This window comes from Paenisporosarcina sp. P4_E4_2, from assembly GCF_056401595.1.
Genome location: NZ_JBFUJC010000495.1, coordinates 1 through 1,581, shown reverse-complemented (window position 1 = coordinate 1,581; position 1,581 = coordinate 1). Strand labels below are relative to the sequence as shown.

General features: G+C 34.9%; 1 protein-coding gene. It reads left to right on the top strand.

What is annotated here, in order from left to right; all coding sequences use genetic code 11:
• Nucleotides 1-38: 38 nt before the first annotated feature.
• A partial coding sequence (locus tag AC1DSB_RS19045; protein WP_477587393.1) for a hypothetical protein occupies nt 39-1,581 on the top strand: 1,543 nt, incomplete at its 3' end.

The window sequence follows — 1,581 nt, the reverse complement described above, 5'->3', positions numbered from 1 at the left end:
CCCCTAATGACGATTCACTTCCATATTGGGGTTGGACAATGATTCGCCAAGAATTACGTCCTAATGAGAGTTCACCCGTTTTTACATTCTTCGCACCGAATGATAAAGTACCACGTTTTAAAGCGGATCAATTAAATTTATTACCTATGGTTTTAAAAGGTAATGAAGCTAAAGAGTACTTAAAATATGATAATTCCTGTACAGCTGGTATACCATATACAAAACCTGTTGAAAGTGGAACATTTATAAAGATGTTCAATTATCAACTGAAAAATAAAGGTCCATTAGTATCTCACTTTAAGTACGAAATGGGAAAACGTTTGTTCGATACAGGTTTACCTTTTAATTTAATTGACTGTAGAAAGAACAAATTTAACAACGATACAATTTTCCGAGGTATGAATAAGGTTCTTAGTGATGATCAACATGCTAAAGGTAATAATAAACTAATTGCTGAAGGCTTTCCAGATACCTCATACTTTGATATTGTTGTAGAAAATCAATTTACCAGTAAAGTGGGTAAGCAAACGCCTGTGATACAACGTGTTAATGTGACAGTTTTTGGGTTCAATAAGCGTGATAGTAATAAAWAGGATGAAAATTCTATTATTGGAGAAAAACCAATTATTTTCACATTAGGACAACAAGTTCAAGGTGGATTAGATGGCAGAATATTGAGTAGTATCGGATTATCAAGTATTAAAAACTCTTTGCTAATTGTTTTAGAGTTTCCTAATATATCTCCAGCCTTTAAAAAGGATCTGTTTATGACTGACCGTGAACGAATATTAGATAAGGCACCAAAGAAGGAGATCATTAAAAACTTAAAGGCTTATCTTGAAAACTCTGAGAAGATTAAAAAGTTTAAAGAAGAACGTATTGAACAATCACTAAAAAACTCCCTTTCTTCCGATTCAGATGAATTAAAAGAACTGATGGACAAATGGGCATTAAATAATCCTTCGATTATTAAAGGCTTAATGGATGGTAAATTAATATTTGGAAATGTTCGTTCCAAGGTTGATGAGGAAGGTGGACTAGTCACTGGTGGAAATGGTGGTTCAACGGGAGGTACTACGGGTGGTAAAGGAGGTGGAGGGGGTACTCCAAATGTACCTGACCTTAAGGAAGAGCCAACCTTCTTTATACCTCGTGTAAAAATTGTTGAAGGAGTCTTTACAAAAACGGTAAAGCAGCAGGCGAATTTTAAATTATCATTTACTACAGATGCTCCAATTAACTATTTTGAACGTATATTGAATCCAGGATTATTAACGTTGACAGTCGATGAGGAACGTTTGTCAACACATTATGTTCGCGACATGAAACCAGGAGTGTTTTCATTATCCTTTACGAATGATTTTACAAAGCGTTTAGGTAAACGTAACATAACTGTTCAAATTCATTGCGCACAGACAGGCTTTATATCCGAATTTAAATTTACGATTGAAGTTTTAAAGGAAGAAGCGAAGAAGCAAAAATCTAGTAATAAGCTTGGGTTACCTGAAATAATTGAAATTGGTCTCGATGATCGCTGGGATGGAGTAAGGGCGGAAACAGCTGCTCTATGGGATGGTGAAC